The sequence below is a fragment of the Burkholderia sp. AW49-1 genome, assembly GCF_053427845.1.
Genome location: NZ_JBSAXF010000100.1, coordinates 1 through 638, shown reverse-complemented (window position 1 = coordinate 638; position 638 = coordinate 1). Strand labels below are relative to the sequence as shown.

At 65.8% G+C, this 638-nt stretch carries 1 protein-coding gene; it reads right to left on the bottom strand.

The annotated features are described in order from the left end of the window. On the bottom strand, window positions 1–638 hold a 638-nt coding region (locus tag ACV22W_RS33575), incomplete at both ends, for an electron transfer flavoprotein subunit alpha/FixB family protein (RefSeq protein ID WP_448023834.1).

Below are 638 nucleotides of genomic sequence, written 5' to 3'. Positions count from 1 at the left end.
TAGTCGGCCACGCTGAAGATCGGCGCTTCCGGATCCTTGTTGATCGCGACGATCACCTTCGAATCCTTCATGCCGGCCAGATGCTGGATCGCACCCGAGATGCCGACCGCGATGTACAGCTGCGGCGCCACGATCTTGCCGGTCTGGCCGACCTGGTAGTCGTTCGGCACGTAGCCGGCGTCGACTGCCGCGCGCGATGCGCCCAGTGCTGCCGACAGCTTGTCGGCCAGCGGCTCCAGCACCTTCGTGTAGTTCTCGCCGCTGCCCAGGCCGCGGCCGCCCGACACGATGATGCTCGCCGACGTCAGCTCCGGACGATCCAGCTTCGTCACTTCACGGCTCACGAACTGCGATTTGCCTGCATCGGCCGCCGCTTCGATCTTCTCGACCGATGCGCTGCCGCCTTCCGCTGCAACCGGATCGAAACCCGTCGCACGCACCGTGATCACCTTGATCGGATCGCTCGACTGCACCGTCGCGATCGCGTTGCCCGCGTAGATCGGGCGCTCGAACGTGTCGGCCGAATCGACCGCCGTGATGTCCGAAATCTGCGCGACGTCCAGCTTCGCGGCGATGCGCGGCGCGACGTTCTTGCCGTAGGCGGTGGCCGGCGCGAGGATGTGCGAATAGTCCTTCGC